General features: G+C 32.6%; 14 protein-coding genes. 9 read left to right on the top strand and 5 right to left on the bottom strand.

What is annotated here, in order from left to right:
• Positions 1-20: 20 nt before the first annotated feature.
• Positions 21-1,187 (bottom strand): glycoside hydrolase family protein, encoded by a 1,167-nt coding sequence (locus CWS01_RS19270; protein ID WP_101178831.1) that lies wholly within the window; start codon positions 1,185-1,187, stop codon positions 21-23.
• A 409-nt stretch (positions 1,188-1,596) separates the two neighbouring features.
• On the opposite strand from CWS01_RS19270, the gene CWS01_RS19265 reads away from it, so the two are divergent.
• The 3 genes from CWS01_RS19265 (at position 1,597) to CWS01_RS23075 (ending at position 3,716) form a co-directional block, all read left to right on the top strand.
• Positions 1,597-2,202 carry a serine O-acetyltransferase gene (locus CWS01_RS19265; RefSeq protein ID WP_235852123.1) on the top strand — a complete coding sequence of 202 codons (606 nt, stop codon included), beginning with the start codon at positions 1,597-1,599 and terminating at the stop codon, positions 2,200-2,202.
• Between the two features lie 106 nt (positions 2,203-2,308).
• Positions 2,309-3,088 (top strand): SGNH/GDSL hydrolase family protein, encoded by a 780-nt coding sequence (locus CWS01_RS19260; protein ID WP_101178830.1) that lies wholly within the window; start codon positions 2,309-2,311, stop codon positions 3,086-3,088.
• Positions 3,089-3,347: 259 nt separating this feature from the next.
• Complete coding sequence (locus CWS01_RS23075) at positions 3,348-3,716, top strand: hypothetical protein (RefSeq protein WP_235852122.1); 369 nt, start codon at positions 3,348-3,350, stop codon at positions 3,714-3,716.
• A 628-nt stretch (positions 3,717-4,344) separates the two neighbouring features.
• On the opposite strand, the gene CWS01_RS19250 is transcribed toward CWS01_RS23075, so the two are convergent.
• Both CWS01_RS19250 and tagD read right to left on the bottom strand, forming a co-directional pair.
• Positions 4,345-5,532 carry a CDP-glycerol glycerophosphotransferase family protein gene (locus CWS01_RS19250; RefSeq protein ID WP_101178829.1) on the bottom strand — a complete coding sequence of 396 codons (1,188 nt, stop codon included), beginning with the start codon at positions 5,530-5,532 and terminating at the stop codon, positions 4,345-4,347.
• The gene (gene tagD / locus CWS01_RS19245) at positions 5,525-5,923 is read right to left on the bottom strand and encodes a glycerol-3-phosphate cytidylyltransferase (protein ID WP_101178828.1); all 399 of its coding nucleotides are present in this window, start codon (positions 5,921-5,923) and stop codon (positions 5,525-5,527) included. The genes CWS01_RS19250 and tagD overlap by 8 nt, the downstream gene beginning before the upstream one ends.
• A 437-nt stretch (positions 5,924-6,360) precedes the next feature.
• On the opposite strand from tagD, the gene galU reads away from it, so the two are divergent.
• From galU to CWS01_RS19215, 6 genes are all read left to right on the top strand, one after another.
• Positions 6,361-7,251, top strand: a complete 891-nt coding sequence (galU, locus tag CWS01_RS19240; RefSeq protein WP_101178827.1) for a UTP--glucose-1-phosphate uridylyltransferase GalU — start codon at positions 6,361-6,363, stop codon at positions 7,249-7,251.
• A 293-nt stretch (positions 7,252-7,544) separates the two neighbouring features.
• Positions 7,545-11,420, top strand: coding sequence for a PA14 domain-containing protein (locus CWS01_RS19235; protein ID WP_101178826.1), 3,876 nt, complete (start codon positions 7,545-7,547; stop codon positions 11,418-11,420).
• Between the two features lie 603 nt (positions 11,421-12,023).
• On the top strand, positions 12,024-14,141 hold the full coding sequence (locus CWS01_RS23360; RefSeq protein ID WP_101178825.1) for a CDP-glycerol glycerophosphotransferase family protein: 2,118 nt from the start codon (positions 12,024-12,026) through the stop codon (positions 14,139-14,141).
• Positions 14,142-14,206: 65 nt separating this feature from the next.
• Positions 14,207-15,022, top strand: coding sequence for an ABC transporter permease (locus tag CWS01_RS19225; RefSeq protein ID WP_101178824.1), 816 nt, complete (start codon positions 14,207-14,209; stop codon positions 15,020-15,022).
• Between the two features lie 14 nt (positions 15,023-15,036).
• Positions 15,037-15,846, top strand: coding sequence for a teichoic acids export ABC transporter ATP-binding subunit TagH (gene tagH / locus CWS01_RS19220; protein ID WP_101178823.1), 810 nt, complete (start codon positions 15,037-15,039; stop codon positions 15,844-15,846).
• Between the two features lie 479 nt (positions 15,847-16,325).
• Positions 16,326-17,390 carry a glycosyltransferase family 4 protein gene (locus CWS01_RS19215; protein ID WP_101178822.1) on the top strand — a complete coding sequence of 355 codons (1,065 nt, stop codon included), beginning with the start codon at positions 16,326-16,328 and terminating at the stop codon, positions 17,388-17,390.
• Between the two features lie 132 nt (positions 17,391-17,522).
• Here the strand turns inward: CWS01_RS19215 and CWS01_RS19210 are convergent, their stop codons facing one another.
• Together CWS01_RS19210 and CWS01_RS19205 are read right to left on the bottom strand one after the other, a co-directional pair.
• Positions 17,523-18,614, bottom strand: a complete 1,092-nt coding sequence (locus CWS01_RS19210) for an LCP family protein (protein ID WP_101178821.1) — start codon at positions 18,612-18,614, stop codon at positions 17,523-17,525.
• 140 nt (positions 18,615-18,754) lie between these two features.
• Entirely contained in the window at positions 18,755-19,405 is a 651-nt protein-coding gene (locus tag CWS01_RS19205) for a YigZ family protein (protein ID WP_101178820.1), read from the bottom strand.
• Positions 19,406-20,002: the final 597 nt, after the last annotated feature.

Genomic DNA, 20,002 nt, shown 5'->3' with positions numbered 1-20,002 from the left:
AGGAAGATTCTCTTCTTTCTTTAATTGCCTAAGATAGTAAGTTGTGTTGTTGAATTTTGATAAAGATTATTTTTCATAATAATCTGTTCTAGGGGATCTTTGCTTTTAGTTATTAAAATAGAAGAGTTCTCTATATTATAAAATTTATTAGAAGTTATATTAAAGTTGTCGATAGATAATTCTCCAGAGTCTTTATTTCCAGTTTCAAGATAATAAACACCATTACCCTCTATCTGTATCCCGACATAACAATTAATCATTTTATTGCCTTTAATTACGACATTGCTCCAGTTATATGCCTTAATAGCAGCAAGAGAAAGTCCTTCAAAAGTATTGTTGATTATTTTAATAGTAGAATGAGGATGATTATACAAAGCTGAGTGACTGCCAATCCCTACTCCCCATGGTTTCATGGTTTTTACATGGGAGTTACCGAAATAGTTGTTTTGAATTAAAATATTTTTAGTGACAGTAGAGTCTACGTCTCCAAATCTTCTGAAGGCTTTAGGTGAAATCATCCCGTCAATTTGTATTGCTTCTACATAGTTATTTTTCTCCGAAATGTTAAAGCCTAAGAATTTGCTGTCTTGTATAATAATATTTTTATTGCCTGCACAATCGATAGCATGTCCACCAGAAATGTTTTTTAAGACAACGTTTTGAATTAAAATGTTTTTACCATGGGCAAATCCAAAAACGGAAGGTGTCCAGACTGATGGATCAGCTCCTTCTGCATCCCAAATTCCGCCATCTACAATAATATTGGAATTCCCATTATATTTTTGATAGGAGGTATGGAAATCTCCATTAATTAGCATAATCTCGTGATGATTTTTAGTTTTGGTTAATAATGTGTTGTCAGAAAAATGAAGCCAAGTGTTGCTATAAATATGTAAGCTTTTCGTTAGTTTATATTTTCCTGAAGGTACTATAACTTTAATTGGCTCTTTTGAATTTTTAGCTTTATTTAGGGCATTTTGGATAGTTGTTGTCGGAGCCACATCATCAGAGAAGGTTACTTCTATCATTTCGTAATCTTTATCTAAAAGACCTAGTACTTTAGCATCAAAGGGTTTTATTTTTTTTATTGCAGCAGGCTTAGAAGTATTGGTATTAGGATAAACTATTATTAAGAGTAGTAAGCTGATAGTTAGTAGTAATAAAATCAAGAGTTTAAATTTGGTCAATTCTATTCATTCCTTTTAGTATGAAGTATAATTAAGAACTTTCGGATGAAACACTTAAATAAAAAGTATATATTAAAGTTACGGCCTTTTTAAGAGTAATTTGTATTATATCTATATATGTGTTACTTAATTTCTCGACATGGTTAAAGGACTCACCCATTTTCAAAATTACTAGTCATTCCATGTATCGCGTTTTTCGTCATGTCGAAGAATTATTTAGAATTTATATAATAGAAGCTTATATGAATTGGCAATAATTGTTGTAATATGCGTGGTTTGCTTTTATAATCCAAATAGGTTTCTTTTTATTTAGAGGAAGACTATTTGATACATTTTGTTGGACTCTAATGAAAGAAAGTTCTTTTATTTATATAACTAATAATATTTGGTGTATTGGGGTGCAAACAAGTTGGCAATAAAGACAAAAGAGGATTACTATATCTATTTAGAATCTGACCTTGAGTCATGGAAAGTAGATAAGTGGAAGCGAGAGTATAAAGTAATGCTCCCAGAACTTTACTATCAAAGGCTATTAAGAAAATCTGAGTATTTAAAGTCGCAAGGAAAGAAGAGTGCTTTTGCTTCCAAAAGATATAATTGGAGTCTGCGCAAGCTGAAACAAGTTGGTTCTAAATTAGGATTTTCTATCCATCCTCAATCATTTGGACCAGGATTAAAAATTCCTCATTATGGCTCAGTTACAGTAAATAAAAAAGCAAGAATTGGAAAAAACTGCGAGATTCATTCTGGAGTTAATATTGGGGCACATAAAGGAGTCGCACCGAAAATCGGGAATAATGTTTATATTGGTCCAGGTGCAAAAATATTTGGGAATGTAAAAATTGGAAATAATGTTTCTATCGGAGCCAATTCAGTTGTAACAAAAGATTTACCTGATAATGTAACGGTAGTAGGTGTGCCAGCTAAAATCATTAAAACAAATACAAAATCACAATCAAGACGTGGTTATGATATAGTAAAGGAAAGAAGACAAGAATCGATGAGCGAATCATAATGCTTTTTAAGGTTTTGCCGGAAGAAAAAAGGGAGAGTAATAGATAATATAAGAGAAGCGGCACATTTTTGTGGCGCTTTTTATTCTTTTTGGGAGGCACAGAACAATGAAGAAAAGATTAATGCTGATCGCTTTAGCATTTCTGCTGATAATAGGCGTGCTCCTTTATCTGCAGCATTCAAAAAAACCTGCAGTAAATGCAAATATAAGTGAAAAAGCGAATGGATTAGAGGAGAAGAAACTCACAGAAGAAGAAAAGGAAAAAAGGATTTATTATTCTCATAAAGGAGAGGAATTAAACTATTCTCCAATGGGGGACAGCTTAGCAGAGGGATATTATGCATCAGAACATAATAAAAGGTACGTGGAAGTGCTCTCGCAATTAATAGAAGAAAAATTAGGTTATGATGTTCAATTGAAATCTGGTGCAGTCAAAAGAGGAACAGGTCTTAAAGATACGGCTATCCCTAATCTGGATAAGATTGTATCAGAACAGCCTGATTTCATTACAATGGAGTTCGGAACAAATGATTTAAAGCAAAAAAAGAAAAATGCCTATTCCAACCCGGAAGATTTTAAAAAAAGATTAACGTATGTAATTGATTATTTAAATGATCATCTATCCAACAAACCGAAGATTATTTTAGTGACAACTTGGGCAAGAGAAAATTCGTTGGCATACGATGCAATTATTGAAGAAGTAGGCCAAGAGAAAAATCTCCCTGTTGTTAATATTGAATCTGTTTGGCAAAATCGCACAGACACAAGAGGGACAAAAGGTATACAAACCTATCTGGGAGTAAGCGATGATTGGCATCCAAATGATAAGGGGCATAAAGAGATTGCAAATGCTATTTTTCAAAAGGCATATGAAGTTTTACAATAATCATATATGATAAAAATCTGCGAGGAAAATATTGCAAAATGAAGCGCCAACTGCCGAATAAACCATTGATTTTGCCCATACTATCCATAAATAATCATTTTGCAGATGATAAAAATGAGTGATATCATCAAAAATATGGATATAGGCGCAAAAGGCATTTGGCTGCCATTGATTATGGCTTGTGCTTTGCTATTCTATATAATTTTTATGCCAAAAAGAGCATTTGGCTGGCGGGAAATTTATATAACAATAGGGGTTATTGGTCTGTACATGGATAGCAGACACGATTTTTGCTGATTATTGTGATTTAGTTGATGGCAGCAAAGCAGGACTAGGAGAGTTCATCAAGTATAGCTTTATTCCATCTTTTCTTGCAGTCATTTATTTGAATTATGTAACATCCACTCGGAAGTGGCGCCTTGTTCTTTTATTTTTGCTGCCCTGCTCCCCAAACTTAAACGGAGTAGAACGGATTTGGGGATGGCTTAAAAAGAGCGTGATTTCTAATCAATTTCATGCAACACATGCCGATATTCTCCGTTCTGTCCTTTCTTTTTTGGAACACATAGAAAAATTCTCGAAAAAAGTACTACGCTTGTTGGGTTCTATGGCTATGTCAGAAAATTAAAGCAAACTTATATAGATAGAAATAAAATGTTTACTATTTTACTATGAATGTTTAGCTGGATGACACAGTCTGCTCATTTCAGTGACGCTTGCTATTGAAATTTAGATAAAAAACTGATGGCATTTGACATGTATTGAAGCCATACAAAGGATTAGTTCTAATTAAATAAGGCTATCATGTATGCCTCTCCGTGTAAAAAGGTACACTTTCAACTAGAAAAAGTGTTTCTTCTTTTTCTAGCGGTTGGATTCACGTTCTGCTTAATATTCGTTTGTGTTCTAATGTTTGAAAATAGTATACTGCAGCATAATTTGTGATTATAATAATAAGAGTTAATTCTAAACGGGATATAACTAGCTATAATTATATTGGAAGTGTTGACCATCCAGTAAACGCCGGTCCACACCATTTTAACAGTATATATATTCAACTTATAAAATCGACATAATGGGGATCAGTCTGCGTGAAGAATCCTCTATTAAGCAGTAATAGTTAGATTACCAATAAAAAAATCGTCTTTTCTTAAATGGTGACTTAGAGGCTTCCATTTTGAAGAAAAGACGATTTTTTGTATGCTAAAATAAAAGATAGCTCTATTGAAATCAATTGTTTATTCTGGTATTAAATATTAATAGTTCATGCATTCTTTTATTAAGTTTATGACATTTTTGCTAGAATCCCCTCGAGAGTAGGTATTCCAATCTTTGTGGAATTTTCCAATTAACTGTAAATCAAATTGGTTTTGATTAATTATATTAATAATATCATGAGTTGAAAATGCAATTGGTCCTGGCACTAAGCTCTCATAAGATTGCCAGAATCCTCTAGATTGTTCATAATCTTTTAAGTCATATGGATAAAATAGCATTGGTTTTTGCATAAAAGAAAATTCAAAGGGAATAGAAGAATAATCTGTTATAAGAAAATCTGCAATAAATAATAAATCATTCATATTTGAATAGCTAGATAAATCTAATATGAATGGATTATTTTTTTTCATAATAGAAATGTTATCTGTTTTTACAGAAGGATGTAGTTTTAAAACAAAAACATACTTTTCTCCTAATCTGTCTTTAAGTAATTCCAAGTCTATTGGAAACTGGTTACTTTTATCATCGCTGTCCCTAAAAGTCGGCGCATATAAAATTACTTTTTTATTTTTAAGGATGGGATAACTAGCATAAAGGTTTTTTTTAAGAGAAACTTTTAATTCTTCTTGTAAGAATATGTCGGTTCTAGGTATACCGGTTCTTTTTATATTTTTTGTTGAGACATTAAAGGCTTTAATAAATATATCTTCCATTTTTTTTGAACCAACAAGTATATAGTCAAATTTTTGATAAACTTTATAAAAACGTTTAATAGCTCGCTTACTCCTATCTTTAATAGAAGGATCTTGAAGACCAAAACGTTTAATGGCTCCATTAGCATGCCAAACTTGGATGCAGTTTACTTTTTTCTTAAAGTTAATACTTGCTAGAAACCCATAATAATTATCAACCAAGACAACTTTTGCTGTAGCCAAATGATAAATGGATTGAATAAAGGAGACGACCTTTTTAGGCGAAAAATATAATACTTTACTGTTAGATGAAGCATTAGTTGAAAAAAATGAGTAGCAAGTCGAATTATTTGCTAAAAAAACAACATCACAACCAAGTTTTTGTTTGTTTAGTTCTTTGTAAATAAAATAATGATTCTCTGTAAAAGATGTACAAAAAACTATTTTATTTTTGTTTATCGGAAACAATTTAGAAAGGTTAAATAAAAACGAAAAGATGCAAAGATAAATGGAAATAAATACCTCTCTAACCATTTTGTAAATTCAATAAGTCTTCTTTTATTTTGGAAGTAGATATCCCCACAGTTCTCGGCAAATAAATTACTTCACAATAATCTTTTAAAAAGTCAAATTGTCCTTTCCAATCATCTCCCATTACAAAAACATCAATATTATGATTTTTGACATCTTTTATTTTTTGATCCCAAGAATCTTCAGGTATTACATGGTCTACATATCGAATAGATTCCAAAATAAACTTTCTATTTTCATAATTATGATAAGATTCTTTGCATTTTATGGAATTAAATTGATCAGTTGATAATGCTACTGTAAGATGATCTCCTAGTTCCCTTGCTCTTTTTAAAATACTAATATGCCCCCAATGCAGCAAGTCAAAGGTTCCATATGTGATAACTTTCTTCATGTATTTCCTCCTGAATAATTGCACTTTATTTCAATTTTTCTTATGATGAGCTTAATATTGAAGTAAGAAGTATATAATAAAATAATTCTAAGCTTTTTAATATCAAAAGACAAGGTAGTTAATGATAAGATCGCATAGGACGTTAATAAAGTTTTTAGCATCCCGAATGTTTAAGTTTATCATATTCATTTGTATAAAATAGTTGTTAAGCGTAATGAGGGAAACATTGAATGTTTTTAAATATTTTGGATAATATAGGTTGTGTAGTTTAGTGTAATTTTATCCTTGAGTAACCTATATCAGGAATTTGCCCCGGTTTAAGTGGAGTATAATTACTAATGCTCTCAACTTATAGCGTTCTTAAATTCAGTAGACATAAATTTAGATAAGTAATACAATATATACTAAAAAGTGCTGATCTGGAGGAATTTAAATAAATGGGTAAAGTAAGAAAAGCAATTATTCCAGCAGCTGGACTTGGGACAAGATTCTTACCAGCTACGAAAGCGATGCCAAAAGAGATGTTACCGATTGTCGATAAGCCGACCATTCAATATATTGTGGAAGAAGCTATAGCTTCTGGGATTGAAGATATAATTATTGTAACAGGTAAGGGAAAAAGAGCGATTGAAGATCATTTTGATAATGCCTGGGAATTAGAAGAAAACTTAGTAGCAAAAGAGAAGTTTGATTTGCTAGAGAAAGTGAAAGAATCTTCTAATGTAGAAATACATTATATTCGTCAAAAAGAACCAAAAGGTCTTGGTCATGCTGTTTGGTGTGCTAGAAACTTTATTGGAAATGAGCCTTTTGCCGTATTATTGGGTGATGATATTGTAGATAGCGAAAATCCTTGTTTAGGTCAATTAATGGCAGAATATGATCAAACACTTTCCTCTGTTATTGGCGTACAAGAAGTTCCAGATTCTGAAACGCATCGATATGGCATTGTGGATCCGATTGAAGGGACAGGTAGAAGATACCAAGTAAAGAAATTTGTGGAGAAACCTAAACAAGGGACAGCGCCTTCTAATTTAGCAATTATTGGACGATATATTTTCACTCCAGAAATATTCCGTTTCTTAGAGGAACAGGAAGTAGGAGCCGGTGGTGAAATACAACTTACAGATGCGATTGAAAAGCTAAATCAAATTCAGAGAGTTTTTGCTTATCAGTTTGAAGGAAATCGCTATGATGTTGGAGAGCAATTAGGATTTATTCAAACAACAATTGAATTAGCATTAAAACGCGAAGATATTAAAGAGCCGCTAAAACAATACCTTGTAGGTCTGGCAGACAAATTGCAGGAAGAAGTTTTAGAAAAATAATATATAAAAAGAAACTGACTAGGAACTCGTTTTTAAAACGATCATTACTAGTCAGTTTTTTTGTGGAAAAATAGAAAAAAGCAGGGAATGATTCAAAAGCAGGGAATTAATGGGTGAAATTTGTATTTTTAAAAAAAATGTAAGCGAACAGAAGACGAATGGTGTCGAAAATAGGGAATTTTGACTATTATTTTTCGACATTTTTTCTTAACATATCTACTATTTTCATAGATAATAATAGTATTGAAAATTTTTAAATATTTGTGGAGGTGTAATAAATAGTTAGTAGAGTTATGTACAATAAGTTGATTTTCTTTTTAGGTATAGTTTTATTTGTTTTTTTATTATATATACCTTTTGATAAAGCCGAGGCATCGTCTAATTGGTCAGGAGGATATTATAATAATAAAAGTTTAACAGGCAGTTCTATAGAACAAAAGTACGATTTTTTGCGTTTGAATTGGGGGACAAAAGCTCCGATAGAAAATATACATTTTAATAGATTTTCAGCAAGGTTTGAAAAAAGTTTAACCGTTGATGAAAATAAAGATTATTTTTTGCATGCTTATGCAGATGATGGGCTTAGAATGTATGCAGATAATTCAAAGGCTATTGATAGCTGGTCAACTGGCGGCAAGTTTAGTTCTGCTGTATTGCCCAATTTGACTAAAGGGAATCATTCAATTCGGACAGATTATTATGAAGATACAGGGAATGCGTCATTATTTGCAGAAGTGCTGCCTTTTGGAGAATGGATTGGCTATTATTATAATAATGTCAGCTTAAAGGGGGCCCCTGAAGATTCCAAGATATATCCATCTTCTAATGATTCACTGACTTTTGATTATGGATATGGCAGACCGTCAGATAAAGTAAAATATAATAATTATTCGGCCAAATTCTATACCGTTAAGCGAATGGAAGAAGGCGATTATCTCATCAAAGCGAAAGCTGATGACGGAATTAGGGTATATATAGATGGGGAAAAAGTGGTCGATGAATGGAAATCTGGATACAATGGCAATCTTGCGGTGAAAGTTCCAATAAAGGATACTAGTTCCTCTACAAAGGATATTCATGAAATAAGAGTGGAATATTTTGAGGGAACAGGCAAAAGTGCATTAGACTTTTCTATAAAACCATCTAATGCAGAGCTCTCTACAAAAGATTGGTATGCAACTTATTATAATAATACCAGTATTGGTGGAACATTTTATGAAAATAGAGTGGAGAATATCGCCTTTAATTGGGGGATAAAAGCTCCGATAGAAAACATACATTTTAATAGATTTTCAGCAAGGTTTGAAAAAAGTTTAACCGTTGATGAAAATAAAGATTATTTTTTGCATGCTTATGCAGATGATGGGCTTAGAATGTATGCAGATAATTCAAAGGCTATTGATAGCTGGTCAACTGGCGGCAAGTTTAGTTCTGCTGTATTGCCTAATTTGACTAAAGGGAATCATTCAATTCGGACAGATTATTATGAAGATACAGGGAATGCGTCATTATTTGCAGAAGTGCTGCCTTTTGGAGAATGGATTGGCTATTATTATAATAATGTCAGCTTAAAGGGTGCGCCTGAAGACTCCAAGATATATCCATCTTCTAATGATTCACTGACTTTTGATTATGGATATGGCAGACCATCAGATAAAGTAAAATATAATAGCTATTCAGCCAAATTCTATACATTTAAACGAATGGAAGAAGGCGATTATCTCATCAAAGCGAAAGCTGATGACGGAATTAGGGTATATATAGATGGGAAAAAAGTGGTCGATGAATGGAAATCTGGATACAATGGCAATCTTGCGTTGAAAGTTCCAATAAAGGATACTAGTTCTTCTACAAAAGATATTCATGAAATAAGAGTGGAATATTTTGAGGGAACAGGCAAAAGCGCATTGGATTTTTCTATAAAACCAGTTAAGGAAGAACTCTCTACGACAGACTGGTATGCAACTTATTATAATAATACTAGCACTAGTGGAACATTTTATGAAAATAGAGTGGGGAATATCGCTTTTGATTGGGGGAAAAATGCTCCTCTTAAAAATTTAGCAAAAGATAATTTTTCTGCTAGTTTTTATAAATTGTTACCAGGTGATAAGAAATACTTTATCAGTACGTTTGCTGATGATGGAATTCGAGTCCGTATTGATAATAAATGGTTAATTAATCGTTGGTCTGGTTCACAAGGGACTTACAATACTGCCATCTATGATGCCAAAAAGAATGGCAATCAAATTATAAAAGTAGATTACTTTGATAAGAAAAGCGATGCGAAAGTATTTGCTGATGTTGCACCACTAGGAGATTGGCTAGCCTATTATTATAATAATAAGAATTTAGAAGGCACTCCTGCAGCGGTTAAAACGATTAACACTTCTAACAGTATGACATTGTCGCAGGATTTTGATGCGAACTCTCCAGCAAGTGGAGTAAATAAAGGTAATTTCTCTGCTAAATATGTAACAGCCAAAGAGTTAGATGCTGGAGAATATGTGATTCGTGGTTTTTCAGATGACGGTATTCAAGTTTTAATTGATGGGGAAATAGTGATAAACCAATGGAGAGATGGAGCTTACAAAGAAAAAAGCACGAAGGTAAAAATAGAAGATACAGATAAAGGAAATATCCATTGGATTGAAGTAAGGCATTATACTAATAAAGCGAATGACAAGTTTAAATTATCTTTCATACCAGCTAAAGATAGCAATCTCGTTGATTCATCTGGATGGTATGCAGAATATTATCCTAAAACAATGGGGAAAGATGAAAATCCTATTTATAAGGTAAAGGATGCTCAGAAACCTGTCATAGTGGGCGGAAAAGATTCATTAAATACTATTACTGATATTAATTTTAATTGGAAAACAAGTTCTTCAGATTCGAATATTCCTACAGATCACTTTTCAGCTATTTTTAAAAGAGAGTTTGTCATCTCAGAAAATGCAAACTATAACTTCACTGTGAAAGCAGATGATGGAGTGATACTAGAAATAGATGGCGAGACAGTGATTGATGCATGGTCTGGAAAAATTAACAAAGGAACAAAAGCAGTTGGTTATTATTTGTCTAAAGGAAAACACCAATTTGTATTAAGGTATAAAGAAGGCATAGGAAATGCATCCATTAAGTTTTCTATGGAAAAGGCAAAAGCTGTATTTACAAGCTATGAGAATACAAACTATAGGCTTAATGAAGCTGTTAATATTCAAATGACTAAAAGCGCCCAAACAGATAAAAAATATACAACATATATGAGTGAAAATGCATTTCGTTATATTAGCAGTAAAAATGACTATGGATTAATAGACAATGGTACATGGAATGTCCGCGGCGGTCCATCAACCAGCTATTGGATAGTGGGCAAGTTGAAAGAAGGAGATAAAGTAACCATTAAATCTAAGGCGAAGGACAGTAGTGGTACTTTATGGTATGAGGTAGATTATTATAAATATTGGAAAGAGCTAAAAAAGGAAACTGCTGACTTTCCAGCAACCTATGGATTGGCCTATAACACCTGGGTGAATGCGGGACCAACTGATGTTAAGTATTATATGGACGCAGCTAACTTTATAAGTGATGAAAACCAAAAACTTCAATTTTTGGTTTTATCAAGCAGTGCAAATGTTAGCGAAAGTGAAGTAAATGCCAATATTCTTAAAGGCAAAGGCATACTTTCAGGCAAAGCACAGTCCTTTATACAAGCTGGAGAAAAATATGGAATAAATGAAATCTATTTAATTTCCCATGCTTTATTGGAAACAGGAAATGGTACATCTACTTTAGCAACTGGCATAAAGGTTTCAGCAGTAGATGGCAAAAAAGTAACACCGAAAACTGTATATAATATGTATGGAATTGGAGCCTATGATGCAGCACCAATAAAAGGCGGCTCTGAATACGCTTATAAACAAGGATGGGATACTCCAGAAAAGGCGATTATTGGAGGGGCAGAGTTTATTGGGGAAAATTACATCAATCACCCTACTTATAATCAAGATACCCTTTATAAAATGCGATGGAATCCACTAAATCCAGGGGTGCATCAATATGCAACAGATATTGGATGGGCAAGCAAACAAGTAAATAAAATTAGTTCTTTATATGGAATGCTTAGTTCCTATCGGATGGATATAGAAATACCAACATATAAATAGCGTAAGAGCACCTTTTAATAGATAATTATTTGGGCATTTTCACTTGACAGGGCGAAGGAAGTGAAAATGCTTTTTTTTAGCTCCAATAAAGTGAAATTTCAATCAGTGGGGGCTTTATCCCTTGCTAATTGTTAGATGAGGCAAGATAGAAGAGAGTTTAGGTGACACAGACGTTGAGACGTTGCCACAGGAGGTGAGTGCTGCTTATAGTCAGTCTGTGTTTTTTCTATTAGACTTTTACGGGCAAGGTTATGTCCACCTAGATTTCTCGTTTTCTCTTATCATCTCTTAGGTGGGGGGCAAAAGTCCGTTAATGCATGATAAATGTTATTTTAAAATATTACACAGCTATAAGTAAAAATAACTAGAAGACGGCTATTATCTCTATGCTGTATAATGAAAAAATAAATAATATAAAAGATTATGTGACAAAAATGTAACAGTAAAAATCCTACTTTTGCAGTAATTTCAATATAGTTTGAAATCCAGCTTTTTTATCTATATAATGTTTCATAGATTTATAAATAGTAGGGAAAATGCTTATAATAATAAATATCTTACTACATATTATCTTTTTTCACATATTTCGAGAGGAGTTACAGGATGCGTGAAGCGGAGGTTAGTAACAAACAAATAAAGGGAATCGAAATAAAAAATAAGGATTTAATTATTCAGTTTTATTTCGACGAAAATTTGTTGTTGAACAAGCAAAATAAATCGCTCCTTTTTCGTTTAAGAAATACAGATACAGTTATTTCCTTTCCTTTTACACAAGTCGCCTCTCTCAATGGCTATGGTGTGTATGAAACGGCTGTTGATTTGAACATCTATAATAAAGACTTTTCTCAGAAGGCAATTTGGGATCTTTATGTTCAGTTAGGAGATACAGCTAATAAAAAGAAGTATAGACTTAAATCCAATAAGCAACCTTTTGCATTAGTCTACTATTTATTTGAAAAAGATAATTCTCTTTTTACTCCATATACTACTAAAGAAGGCGGCATTTCTTTTAAAACAACGCCTCCTTATATATTGGCTAGTGTTGATGAAGCTTCTTTACAAAAGGATGGAACGGTTTATTTATCAGGATACTCTTTTTATCCTTTGCATAACAGTTTGCAGATTGGGAATATAAAGAGAACATTAATAGTTTCAAACGATTTAAATGAGAAAAAATTTAGATTTCCTGTAAAAGGAAAAATGAGAAAAGATTTAACTGAAAAATATGGATACGGCTTAAACAACTATGATAATATTGGCTTTGAAACGATTGTCAATATTAAGCAGTGTTTAGAGCATAATCGGGCTGTCAACTTAAGATTTTATTTGGAATTTTCTTTTTCTGATTCTGATGCAGTTGATCATATAACAAGCCCAAGACTATCCTATCAGCCACTTATCCATAAAAATGTTCAATCAAAAGTTTGGAAGATTGGCAAAGCAAAAAAGAAGGTAACATTAAAAGCGACAAAACAAAGAGGGTTTTTAACTGTTTCTGCTTCTGTATTTTATTTGAATCAGGAAATACAAGAAAGAATAAGAAAAATATTTTATAAATGGAAACAAGCAAATAAAATTGTAGTAGTTTATAAAATATTATTTCAGCTGGTAGGCTATCTGCCTGCTAAAAAGAAATCGATCATTTTTGAAAGCTTTTTAGGAAAACAATACAGCTGCAATCCTCGAGCAATTTACGAGTACTTAAAAGAATATCATCCAGAATTTGATATGTATTGGAGTGTGGATTCGAGGTTCATTGAAAATTTTGAAGAAAAAGATTTAATGATTGTTCCTCGGTTTTCTTTAAAGTGGCTGTTTAAGATGGCACGAGCTGAATTTTGGGTGAGCAATAGCAGGCTGCCTTTATGGATACCGAAGCCAAAACACACTACTTATTTGCAAACATGGCACGGGACACCTTTAAAGAAATTGGCAGCAGATATGGATGAAGTGTATATGCCTGGAACAAGTACGGAAAAGTATAAAGAAAACTTTTTATTTGAAGCAAGAAATTGGGACTATCTTATCTCTCCAAATGCCTATTCTTCTAAAAATTTCAGAAGTGCATTTCAATTTGATAAAAAAGTAATAGAGTCAGGCTATCCAAGAAATGATATATTATATGATCATGGGACAAAAGACAATATGGATGAGTTAAAGAAAAAATTTAATCTTCCGTTAAATAAAAAAGTGATATTATATGCACCAACTTGGAGAGACGATCAATTTTATCAAAAAGGCAAATATAAATTTGATTTAGAATTGGATCTTAAGAAATTAAAAAAGGAATTAGGCAATGAGTATGTAGTGATACTAAGAATGCACTATTTAGTGGCAGAAAACTTTGATTTGTCGCCATATAAAGGTTTTGCCTATGACTTTTCCAATTATGAAGATATTAGAGAACTCTATTTAATTGCAGATCTCTTGATAACAGACTATTCTTCTGTATTTTTTGATTATGGCAATTTAAAGCGACCTATTATTTTTTATGTATATGATATTGAAACATATCGTGATAAATTGCGCGGTTTCTATTTTGATTTTGAAAAAACTGCTCCAGGTCCACTAGTCAAAACAACAGAAGAAGTAATTGATTATATAAAAAATGTGGATAGCATGGAGTTTACAGAAAAATATAATGACTTTTATAACACATTTTGCTATTTGGAAGATGGAAATGCCTCTAGCCGCGTAGTCAAAGAGGTTTTTCTAAAATAGATGAAATCCGCAGATATACACTTATATCATGCGTTTTCGAATTTATAAAGAAGGGCACATATATTATGGTTTCTATGTTTAAAGTATTAAAGGAACAAATCGATAATTTTCATTTAATTAAAAGACTTTCGATGTATGAATTAAAAAGCGCTAACCGAAATAATTATTTAGGCATACTTTGGGAATTGATTAATCCAGGAATTCAAATTGCCATCTATTGGTTTGTATTTGGGTTTGTCCAAGACAGAGGGACAATACCAGGAGAAAATGGTAATATTCCTTATTTAGTCTGGATGCTGGCCGGAATCGTTTTATGGTTTTTCATCTACCCATCTATCACCCAAGGATCAAGGTCTATTTATGCTAGATTAAGGATGGTTTCAAGGATGAATTTTCCGTTAAGCGCCATTCCTTCGTATGTTATTTTATCGTTATTATATCCGCAATTGCTGTTAATGGGGATTATTATCATTATTTTTCAATTTACAGGATATCATATTTCTATTTATTACCTGCAGTTGCCATATTTTTTATTTGCATCACTTATCTTTTTATTTGCATTATCATTAATTACATCAACGATCTCTACTATAGTTCGTGATTTTCAGATGCTTTTGCAAGCAGTGATGAGAGTGCTGCTGTATATTACGCCAATCTTATGGTCGCCAGAACGTTTAGGAGAAACATTTGGATTTATCATGCGTTTAAATCCAGTTTATTATTTAATAGAAGGCTATCGTTATGCACTTCTTGGAGAAGGCTGGTTTATTACGGCACATCCAGCGATTACGGTGTATTTCTGGATATTGGTTATTCTACTGCTGGCGGTTGGCTCCTATATGCATGTAAGATTCAGAAGACATTTTATTGACTTTTTATAAATGGACGTGGTTCTATGAAAAAATCTGTAGTTGTAAAAAATTTAACCAAAAGATATAAGCTGTACGCAAATAATACGGAAAAGTTAAAGGATATCTTTTTGCCGAAAAATTATGGGGAAGCTTTTTTTGCTTTAAGAAATGTCAGTTTTGAAGCAGAACAAGGGGATGTTATTGGTTTTGTTGGCGTAAATGGATCAGGAAAATCAACTTTATCCAATATTGTTGCAGGCATTGTGCCCCCTACCTCTGGTGAAGTGGAAATTGATGGGCAGGCTTCTTTAATTGCTGTTGCAGCTGGAGTAAATGGAGAATTAACAGGCAGAGAGAATATTGAATTAAAATGTTTAATGATGGGATTCAGCAAAGAGGAAATTACAGCATTGGAACCGGATATAATTGAATTCTCGGAGCTTGGAAAATTTATTGACCAGCCTGTAAAATCCTATTCAAGTGGAATGAAGTCTCGTCTTGGTTTTGCAATTTCTGTTAATACTAATCCAGATGTACTGATAATAGATGAGGCACTGTCTGTTGGAGATAAGGCGTTTGCAGATAAATGTTTAAAAAAGATGGAAGAGTTTAAAGAGCGCGGAAAAACCATGTTTTTTGTCAGTCATTCGATCGGCCAAATGAAACAATTTTGCCAAAAAGCAATATGGCTAGAGCATGGCGAATTAAAAATGACAGGCAGCATTGCAGAAGTTATCCCTGCGTATGAAGAGTTTTTAAAAGAATACAATAAGCTTACTGCTAAACAGAAAAAAGAATTCCGTGAAGAAGGATTTAAAAAGAGAAGCGATCCTAATTTTGCAGGAAAAGTATAATATATTGAGGATAAACAGCCATATTTGAAGTAAATTGGCTGTTTATTTTATATCTGTTTATCACGCATTAACGGGCTTTTGACCCCCACCTAAGGGAAAACCCCCACTGATTGAAGTTTCACTTTATTGGAGGCAAGACCTTAATTTAGGGGGGGGGCGTCCATGACATTGTTTTACTTTCATCTAATTAGTCTATACTAAATAAAGCCATCGTTTGTTAATATAGAAAAATTAGCAGCATGGTATAAAAAATAAATAGACTAAATATATGCAACTTTTTGTTTTGTTTATACGTCTTAGTTTATAGGATGGTTAAGGAAGTATTAAAAATATTATTTGTTTGTAATATAATTGTAAAATTAGGCAACAAATATTATGCACCAAGCTTGGATGGATTGTGCTATAATAAACCTCGATATATATTCAGAAATGATTATGCCTGGATTTGTTAGTATAGTAGGGCATTAGGGAGGCTCTCTATGATTTATTTTATACTTATTATGTGTTTTTTTGGTTCTATCGTACTAACACCTCTTGTGAAAAAACTTGCATTTAAGGTAGGAGCTACAGATAAACCAAACAAAAGAAAAGTTCACCAAAAAATTATGCCTCGAATGGGCGGTTTAGCCATATATATAAGCTTTCTTATTGGTGCGCTCTTAGTTAATCCTGATAAAGCGTATCACTATCCAATTCTGCTTGGGAGTCTTATTATCATCATTACTGGTGTACTTGATGATATATATAATCTTAATGCAAAAATAAAATTTATTGCACAAACAGCTGCAGCAGTTCTTGTTGTTGTGTGGGGCGGGGTTCAAGTTGAATTTATCAACTTGCCATTTGGCGGCCAGCTGCAATTTGGATTTTTAGATGTACCAATTACTATTCTTTGGATTGTTGGAATTACAAATGCTATTAATTTAATTGACGGACTAGATGGGTTAGCAGCAGGTGTTTCCTCCATTGCATTGTTTACCATTACTGGAATGGCAATGATTATGGGGAATGGCTATGTTATTGCATTATCTTCTATCGTTTTAGCTAGTACATTAGGATTTTTATTTTTTAATTTTTATCCTGCGAAAATATTTATGGGAGATACAGGAGCCTTGTTTCTTGGTTATATAATTGCCGTTATGTCCTTATTAGGGTTTAAAAACGTAACGTTAATTTCTTTTGTTATTCCTGTCATTATTTTAGGGGTGCCAATTTCTGATACTTTTTTTGCGATCATTCGCCGATTAATCAATAAACAGCCGTTGTCGGCGCCTGACAAGTCCCATTTGCATCATTGCCTAATAAATATTGGGTTTACTCATCGACAAACAGTGATTATTATTTATGCAATGGCTACATTTTTTGGACTGGTTGCGGTTATATTCTCTCAAGCAAAAGTATGGGGGGGCATTTTATTAATTGCCATTATGCTGCTAATCATTGAATTATTTGTAGAAAAAATCGGACTGGTCGGGAAAAATTATAAACCAATATTAAAATTTATTAATGACTTGCGATATACAACGGAAAAAGATAAAACATAAAAAAGATGTTCCTTTATCGGGAACATCTTTTTTATGTTTAAAATTGTTTAAAGTGATAAAAAAAAGGGAAAAACTGAAATATAGAGTAAAAAGCAGGTTTCCTATTTAAGAGGAGACCTGCTGCTTAAAATATTAGTTGCTAGTAGTGCTGTTTGTCGTCGTTGTATCAACAGATGTTTCTGTTGAATCATCTGTTATTGTTCCAGTTGTTTCACTATCCGTTGTGGAATCATCATCACTATCAGTGAGGCCTAAATGTTCTTTTAAGATAGACTGTGTTTCAGCTAATGCTGTTTGATCTAATTGATAAATATATTTACCATTAATATAGCTATCACTTCCTGTCAAAGTGAGACTATCTACTTGAAGACCATTTTCTGCTGTTGCGTAGGATAAAAAGGATTGAATATCACTAAAAGATAAATCTGTTGTCATATTATCTCCAACAGCTTCCATTAGATTTGTATATTTTGTAATAGCTTTAGCAGATACTGCTTTGTCCATAATAGCTTTTAATACAAGCTGCTGGCGTTTGCCGCGTTCAATATCATTATCAATTTTACGAGTTCTTGCAAGTGCTAATGCTTCTTCACCGTCTAATGTTTGCAAACCTTTTTCTAGATGAACGGCACCTTTTTTGTCTTTTGAATTTTGTTCAGTAAAAGTAACTGGTACATCTACTTCAATTCCATCTAATGCATCTACTGTATCCATAAAAGCGTCAAAGTTCATTTTTACATAATAGTCTACAGGAATATCGAGCAATTCTTCTACCGTTTCTAAAGTAGAGCTAACTCCCCCAAAGTAATGAGCATGGGTAATTTTATCGCTGTAGCCTCTTTCGGGAATATATACATAAGAATCCCTAGGGATACTTAGCAATTTAACTGATTTTTCTTTTGCATTTAATGTTGCAAGCATCAATGCATCTGATCTTGATCTCGTGGTGCCTGATTTGGAAGAACGCTTTTCACTGTCGTCTACCCCAATGAATAGAATCGATACATCATCAATCTTTGGATCTACTTTTGTTGTTCTTTTTGTTTCTCTATCAATTGGCTGATAGGAATCATCTGCAACGGATTTCGCTTTTGTATAGAGGAATGCTCCATAACTTACACCGCTGACAGCCAAAACCAAAAGCGGTACAAGGATAAAAGTGAAAAGCCTTTTCTTTCGTTTACGTTTATTATTATTTACATAGGACTCTCGATTAAGTGCCATTTATTTCTCCTTTGATAAAAGAATTTTGTCGAAATATCAATATGAATATTGTACTATCGAATTGTGATTACGTAAATCTGTGTCTTATTTCTTAATGGGGAATTTTTTAGTATTTTTTGCAGAAATTTCATCGCGTTTAATTAACCCTCGTTATTTTTAGACAACAGGGTTTCTAAATAGACTTCTCCAATTTCTTTAATTTTTCCTTGACCATTTGTCAAATCTGTTATCCAGTCGATAAATAATTGGGTAGAACCCATGTCGATATATGTTTCAATTTGTACATTATCTACATAATGAATATCTTTTATCTGATAGGAAGAAGATCGAAGCTCGTTTTCCACTTTACCAAGGAAGGTGTAATCGATGCTTGTCTGGATAATTTTCATTAATTTTCTTTCCACTACACCAGTAGAGGATATTCCTTCTGAAGTAGCTTTGCCATATGCCCGAATCAAACCTCCAGCGCCAAGCTTGATTCCGCCAAAATAGCGAGTGACAACAACAGCTGTATCCTTTAATTCCTTTTTCTTCAGAACTTCCAGAATAGGTACACCTGCTGTTCCACTAGGTTCTCCATCGTCATTAGCCTTTTGAATATGGTTGTTTTCCCCAATTAAATAAGCAGAACAATTATGAGTGGCATCTTTATGTCTTTTTTTTATTTCTTGAATAAATTCCTGTGCCTTTTCTTCTGTTTCTACTCTCTGAATATGTGCAATAAAACGTGATCTTTGAATAATCAGTTCATGTTCACCGTATCCTTGAACAGTGTGGTAGCAAGGAAGCATAAAACATCGCTCCTTCTTTTACAAGTGATAGAAATTTCGTTGGGAAATATTGATATAATTTGTTTAGAAGACTTCTGTTGATTCTTTGTTAAAGTATTCACTTTAATGCCTTCTTTCATTATAATTCGACATGAGTTTTTCTTCAATTCTTGAATGGTTTGTAATGAAATCTTAATATTAGCAGCTAGGACACATGTTATAATAAATAAAACTCGATACTCAAATAGTCCTTTTATTAATTAATAGAAGTTTTTTGCGGAAAAAATTTAAAAAATCGTATAATAACATTACATGACGGATTGATGACTTATATTGTCTTTAAGTTATTAGCATATTAAATGGGAGAAAACGCCTGTGAAATTTTATACGGTTGGTGTTTATTTTAGTTATTATTATGTTAATCGCTATAATTTTTATCATAAGGTTTTAATGAAATATATTTTAAATAGGTAAAAAGACTTATTAAAATAGTTATTAATATAAGAATAAATAACGATTTTTTTATTATTTTCTATTGTAAAATATATATTATATACTTTCACGCTAAAATAGAATGGATACAGGAAGGGTTTTCAGTCCTTTTGGAGGAATTGTATA

The sequence above is a fragment of the Niallia nealsonii genome, assembly GCF_002835805.1.
GTDB lineage: Bacteria > Bacillota > Bacilli > Bacillales > Cytobacillaceae > Niallia > Niallia nealsonii.
Note: the sequence above shows the minus strand (reverse complement) of the source record. Positions and strands in the feature narration are given on the sequence as shown.

What these genes read in the sequence shown, in the direction of transcription:
- CWS01_RS19260 (WP_101178830.1), top strand. Translation starts at nt 2,309, where the DNA reads ATGAAGAAAAGATTAATGCTGATCGCTTTAGCATTTCTGCTGATAATA.
- CWS01_RS19250 (WP_101178829.1), bottom strand. Translation starts at nt 5,532, where the DNA reads ATGGTTAGAGAGGTATTTATTTCCATTTATCTTTGCATCTTTTCGTTT.
- tagD (WP_101178828.1), bottom strand. Translation starts at nt 5,923, where the DNA reads ATGAAGAAAGTTATCACATATGGAACCTTTGACTTGCTGCATTGGGGG.
- galU (WP_101178827.1), top strand. Translation starts at nt 6,361, where the DNA reads ATGGGTAAAGTAAGAAAAGCAATTATTCCAGCAGCTGGACTTGGGACA.
- CWS01_RS19235 (WP_101178826.1), top strand. Translation starts at nt 7,545, where the DNA reads ATGTACAATAAGTTGATTTTCTTTTTAGGTATAGTTTTATTTGTTTTT.
- CWS01_RS23360 (WP_101178825.1), top strand. Translation starts at nt 12,024, where the DNA reads ATGCGTGAAGCGGAGGTTAGTAACAAACAAATAAAGGGAATCGAAATA.
- CWS01_RS19225 (WP_101178824.1), top strand. Translation starts at nt 14,207, where the DNA reads ATGGTTTCTATGTTTAAAGTATTAAAGGAACAAATCGATAATTTTCAT.
- tagH (WP_101178823.1), top strand. Translation starts at nt 15,037, where the DNA reads ATGAAAAAATCTGTAGTTGTAAAAAATTTAACCAAAAGATATAAGCTG.
- CWS01_RS19215 (WP_101178822.1), top strand. Translation starts at nt 16,326, where the DNA reads ATGATTTATTTTATACTTATTATGTGTTTTTTTGGTTCTATCGTACTA.
- CWS01_RS19210 (WP_101178821.1), bottom strand. Translation starts at nt 18,614, where the DNA reads ATGGCACTTAATCGAGAGTCCTATGTAAATAATAATAAACGTAAACGA.
- CWS01_RS19205 (WP_101178820.1), bottom strand. Translation starts at nt 19,405, where the DNA reads ATGCTTCCTTGCTACCACACTGTTCAAGGATACGGTGAACATGAACTG.